The following is a 5,255-nucleotide window of genomic DNA, read 5'->3' on the forward strand; positions in this document are numbered from 1 at the left end:
GCGGCCGAGCCGGTGAGCACATAGTCGACGTCGTCGCCGAAGCCCCCGCCGGTTTCCTGGAGCCAGATGTAGCCCATGATGCGGTCACCGGCGAACAGGCTGATGGCGACGCGCTCCCGCAGACCGTCCTGGGGCCGGGCGGGAACCCGGACCGGCAGGCGCGTCCGGTGCAGCTCGCGGTAGGCGCCGAGGTCCTTGAGCAGGAGTTCGTACTTGCGCGGGCCGCGCCGGGCCAGGATCGAGGCCTTGCGCAGCTCGTCAATGGCGTTGGTGACCGTGGAGTAGGCCAGGACCTTGTTGGCGGCGTCCTCGATCACCACGTGGCTGGAGGTCAGGCGGGCCGTGGTCTGGGCGATGGCGAAGAGGTCTTCTTCGAGCAGGGTCAGCACTTCGCGCTGGTAGCTGGGCGGCTGGATCCGGTCCTTGGCGATGGACAGCAGGCGGTCCCAGTCTGCCGCCGGGTCCACCAGCAGCAGGCCGGTTCCGGCGGCGCGGAGCAATTCTTCGGCTTCCGCCAGTTCGTCGGGGCTGCCCTTGACGGCCAGGACCAGGGGCGGCCTTTTCAAGAGGCGCCGCACTGCGGGCAGCGCGGAGCGTCCGCGAACGCCGATCAGCAGGACGAACGCAGTCGCGCCGTCGGCGGTCTCGTCGTCGGCGTCGACGATCAGAAAGCGTTCGATCGCAGCATCCGTGCGGGAAGGCCGAAGCATCAGGCTGGCGAAACCCAGCGGAAGATCCGCGAGGATGTCGTCCACTGTAGCTGCGGCCATGGGCTTCTTTCTGACATTGGCACCCTTCCCGGACGGCTTTGTCCGGACACCTCAGCCTATCCAGCAGGCATCGCCCAAAGTATGGAAAAGTTCCTAAATTACGCGGCCCGTTTTAGGTCTGCGGACCAAGGTGAGGTCTGCACAGCTGCGGGGGCCTCATCGATTGCTCCGTAGGTGCCGTAATCACTCGTCAAAAGGGCTTTTACGGAGCAACCGACGGGGTTTGAGGACCTGAAGGGGACCGGTCATCATGGAGTGTTGGTGCGTCACTGCGGAACCGACGTCCGCCGCACCCGGCGCCACTGGCGCTGACGCCCTTAGGAGAACGCATGGAGACGCCCCCGGACCTGATCGACTTCACGGCAGGCGGCGCCCGGTCCGGAGACCTGGAGGTGGCCTGGATCCACGGCTCGGAGTCGGCGAAGCCCAACACGGACCCGGACATCCAGGTCCACGCCTACGACGGGCACACGTTCATCCTGCGCCAGAACATGGCGGTCAACTACGAGGCGCCGTTCATGTTCCTGCTGTTCGGCAACGCCAGGGCCGTCCTGATCGATACCGGCGCGACCGCATCCGCGGACTTCTTCCCGCTGCGCCGCGTTGTCGACGGCCTTGTGGAGGCCTGGCTTGCCGCCCATCCCCGCGACGGCTACAGTCTCGTCGTCCTCCATACCCACCCGCATGGCGATCATGTCGCAGGCGATGCCCAGTTCGCCGGCCGTCCCGACACCGTTCTGGTGGATGCGGCCCGGGACAATGCCTGGGAATTCTTCGGATTCAGTGACGCCAGCGACTCGGACGACGGCGACCCGGACGCCCGTGACCCGGACGACGGCGACCCGGACGCCGGCGGCGGCGCCGGTCAGCCCGCGCAGGTGGACCTCGGCGGGCGCGTCCTGGCATGCTGGCCCAGCCCGGGGCACCACAACGCGGCCGTGACGTTCTACGATCCCCACACCGGGTTCCTGCTCACCGGAGACACGGTCTATCCCGGCCGGCTCTACATCCAGGACTGGCCAGCGTTTGTGAGCACCATCGACCGGCTAATCGGGTTCTGCGCCACCCACCCCGTCACCCATGTCCTGGGCTGCCACATCGAAATGTCTCAGCAGCCCGGCGTCGACTATCCGATCTTCACCACGTACCAGCCCGACGAACCACCGCTGCAGATGACCGTCGGGCAGCTCCGGCAGATCCGCCGGGCCATCGACGAGGTGGGCGGACGCCCCGGCCGGCATGTGTTTCCAGGGTTCATCCTCTGCCTCGAGGGGGAGTGAGGGGACGGTAACGCCGGCCCCCAGCCCTCAGCGCCCCCGCAGCGACGCCGCGGCCGGGACGCCGGGCGGGAAATCGGGCAGCGCCCCTGCGGGCGTGTGGAAGATCCACAACGAGAGCGCACGATAGGTGGCCCAGTCGTCGTCGGCCGCCCGCAGGGACGCGATCTCGGTGCCGTCGGGCTGCCCGGTGGTACGGATGACCTGCAGCCGGACCGACGCGGCCTCCGGCAACCGGAGCGTGACTGTCCCCGAAGCCGGCAGCGTGCCGTGCGGGAAGCGGACTGCGGCGCCTCCAACCGAAATGTCCAGCAGCTCTCCGCTGGTGCCCTCGGCCTCCACCGGCGCGGACACCTCCATCCGGTAGGCGTTGCGGCGGGATGTGGCGAATTCGGCGGCCCGGATCCTGCGCGTCCCGAGCACCAGGACCGCACCGGCGAGCACCAGCCAGGCACCGGACGCCACCGTGGAACCGGGCGTCGTGCGCCAGGGCACCAGCCCGGCCAACCCGGCGGCCGCGTAAAGAATCACCGCGGAGATGAGGACAACCATCACAATCAGGATGCGCGGGGTCCGGCCCCGGAGCCGGAGGTCGGCGGCGCCCTTGGGCGTCACCTGGAACTCCAGGATGTTCCGGGACATGAGCCACCAGAGGCACGCCAGGCCGACCGGGACGCGGAAAATCCGCAGGGCGAAGGCCGTGGGCCAGTGGATTTCGTTGCGCATCAGCTGCTTGGACCCCCACAGGCGCACGGTGAACATGACCAGGAAGACCCCCGTGAAAAGCAGCGGCCCGGCGGTGGAGGTCTGCGCCCCGGACAGCATGATCACCACCGGAATCAGGAAGGCCACCAGCGTGGCGATGCCCTCCAGCCACCACAGCGTGCCGTTGAGGTACTCGTGGTAATTCCGCCACGACAGCCACCCCTTCGCCGCCCACAGCTTCTCGTGGACGAGGATCTGCATGGCGCCCATGCCCCAGCGCCGGCGCTGCAGCAGGTACTGGTCCGGCGTCGCCGGCGCGAGCCCGACGGCGAGCGTCTGGTGGTGGTAGACAGTCCGCCAGCCGCGCCGGATGAGTTTGAGCGTGGTGTGCATGTCCTCGGTGATGGTCTCGGTCGCCACGCCGCCCACCTCCTGCAGGGCGCTCAGGCGCAACAACGACGTCGACCCGCACCAGAAGGGTCCGGCGCCGGGTACGTTGCGGGACGCCATGAGGACGTTGAAGAAGGTGCCCTGCTCACCCGTGATGCCGTCGTCGTCGAACGCGCCGCCGTTGTAGAAGGACTGCGGACCCTGGATCAGGGCGATCTCGGGGTCTTCGAACCAGCCCAGGGTGGCGGTGAGGAACGTGGGCAGCGGGACGTGGTCGCAGTCCAGGACGGCGATGATGTCGATGCCCGGGCCGCCGGCGACCTTCTCCGAGGCCATCAGGGACAGGGCGTGGTTCATGTTGCCTGCCTTGGCGTGGTCGTGGACGGCCCGTCGGACGTAGCGGGCGCCGTAGGCGACGCACATTTCTTCGACCCAAGGCCGGTCGCCGTCGTCGAGGACCCACGTCTCATGCGCCGGGGCCAGCTCGCAGGCCGCCGCGACCGTGGGCGTCAGAACCTCGATGGGCTCGTTGTACGTGGGGATCAGCACCGCCACCCGCATGCCGTTCGGGGCCTCCGTGACGGGCGCCGGCGGATGGCTGTCAATGTTCCACACGGACCACGCCTTCAGGATGAGGCCGGCCAGCGGCAAGGCCTCGAAGGTGACCAGGATCCAGGCGATGGCCAGGTTCCATTCACCCGACGGCATCGTGAACAGGACACGCCACGTCAGGTAGAGGACCAGGGCGGCGATGGCCGCGATACCGCCGACATGGGCCAGCCTCCGGGACCGGGGTGCTTCCGCTCCGGGAGGTCCGAGCCGGGCGGCCCAGCCGGCAATGCCGGCCCGGGTCAGGGCTGTGGCGTCCAGCGGTACGGGCCGCGGCGCAGCGGACGTGGTTCCGGCGGACAGCCCTTGTTCCGATGCGTTCTCGGTGCGCTGCCGCAGATCTTCACGCAGATTCTCACGAGGCACGTGATCTCCCTCAGCTAGATCCGGTGCTCAATGTCCGATCAGCGTAGCCGCGGAGTGGCACCCGGGACCGGATCCGCCCGAATCCTTGCGCAAAACTGCGTAGGGAGTGCGCTTCGTCCTACTGCTTTGATCTATTGCTTTGCAACGTGCTCCGCGTCCTCGGGTCCGACGAAATTGCACGAGCCGGGGTGGCGCTTGGGCAACGTGCACGTGCGCCCGGTGGGCAGGTGGACGTTGGCGCACCGGCCCGCCATGGCCACGTCTTCGCGGACATGCGTGACGTGCGTGCTGCTCTGGTCCTCTGGCGCTTCCTCGCGGCTGGTTTGTAGGGGGCTTCCGGACGCGCTCTGGTTTTGGCTGTTCACGGCTGCAACTCCTCGGGATCTGCTGTGCAGAAAAGCTGGGAAGGATGCTTAGTTTTATCCGAAGTCCCCAGCTTCGCACGGGTGGGTTAACACCGGGTTACGGGAGTGTAAGGATCCCGTCTCGGCGAGAGGGCGGGTTGCAACGGCCGCGGTTCGCCGCCGCGCGGACCTTTTGCCGCCGCCCGGCTGTTCCTCATACTGGAAGGCAGATCCGCGATTCGGACAGGCGAGGACGGTGGTGACTGATGAGCAGCGGGGTCAGTGGTTCCAACAGCGCTTTCCGGCGCCGGGTGGAGCGTGCCGCGGAACTCCGGGCCGTGCGGGCCTCGGGCAGCACCGCGCGGGAGAACGACGAGCTCAACACCGCCGAGGAGGAACTCCGGCAAAAGCGCGCCAAGATCGACGACGCCGCCAAGGCCGAGTACCTGATCCGGGATGCCATGGCGCAGGGCAAGTTCGACAACCTCAAGTACGCCGGCAAACCCATTCCCGGGCTGGGCGAGGCGTACGACCCCGACTGGTGGGTCAAGGGCCTGATCCAGCGGGAGAACATCTCCGGCCTGGGCCCGAAGGCGATCCTGCTCCGCACCGAGGACGCCGAGCTCGACGCGCGGCTCGATGCCCAGTTCAGCGAAAAGCAGGTCCGCGAGATCGTGGAGGACTTCAATGCCCGGGTCATCGATGCCCGGCGGCAGCTCCAGGGCGGGCCGCCCGTGATCACCAAGACGCGGGACGTCGACGTCGAACTGGACCGCTGGCGGGGCCGCCGGGCT

4 protein-coding genes and 1 pseudogene are annotated in these 5,255 nt (G+C 68.1%); 2 read left to right on the forward strand and 3 right to left on the reverse strand.

Annotated features, from left to right (window positions below):
• Positions 1-770: pseudogene (locus tag Y706_RS24100) on the reverse strand (PucR family transcriptional regulator); the annotation flags it as partial.
• 329 nt (positions 771-1,099) lie between these two features.
• Here Y706_RS24100 and Y706_RS0107340 point away from each other — a divergent pair.
• Positions 1,100-2,050, forward strand: a complete 951-nt coding sequence (locus Y706_RS0107340) for an MBL fold metallo-hydrolase (RefSeq protein WP_028276088.1) — start codon at positions 1,100-1,102, stop codon at positions 2,048-2,050.
• 27 nt (positions 2,051-2,077) lie between these two features.
• Here Y706_RS0107340 and Y706_RS27425 read toward each other — a convergent pair whose 3' ends face one another.
• Entirely contained in the window at positions 2,078-4,117 is a 2,040-nt protein-coding gene (locus Y706_RS27425) for a glycosyltransferase family 2 protein (RefSeq protein ID WP_028276089.1), read from the reverse strand.
• A gap of 131 nt (positions 4,118-4,248) precedes the next feature.
• Positions 4,249-4,482, reverse strand: a complete 234-nt coding sequence (locus tag Y706_RS0107350; RefSeq protein WP_028276090.1) for a hypothetical protein — start codon at positions 4,480-4,482, stop codon at positions 4,249-4,251.
• Positions 4,483-4,727: 245 nt separating this feature from the next.
• On the opposite strand from Y706_RS0107350, the gene Y706_RS24110 reads away from it, so the two are divergent.
• The coding region (locus Y706_RS24110; protein WP_043435289.1) for a DnaJ family domain-containing protein at positions 4,728-5,255 on the forward strand (528 nt) is incomplete at its 3' end.

The organism is Arthrobacter sp. I3 (genome assembly GCF_000520575.1).
In the GTDB taxonomy this organism is placed as follows: domain Bacteria; phylum Actinomycetota; class Actinomycetes; order Actinomycetales; family Micrococcaceae; genus Arthrobacter; species Arthrobacter humicola_A.

What these genes read in the sequence shown, in the direction of transcription:
- Y706_RS0107340 (WP_028276088.1), top strand. Translation starts at nt 1,100, where the DNA reads ATGGAGACGCCCCCGGACCTGATCGACTTCACGGCAGGCGGCGCCCGG.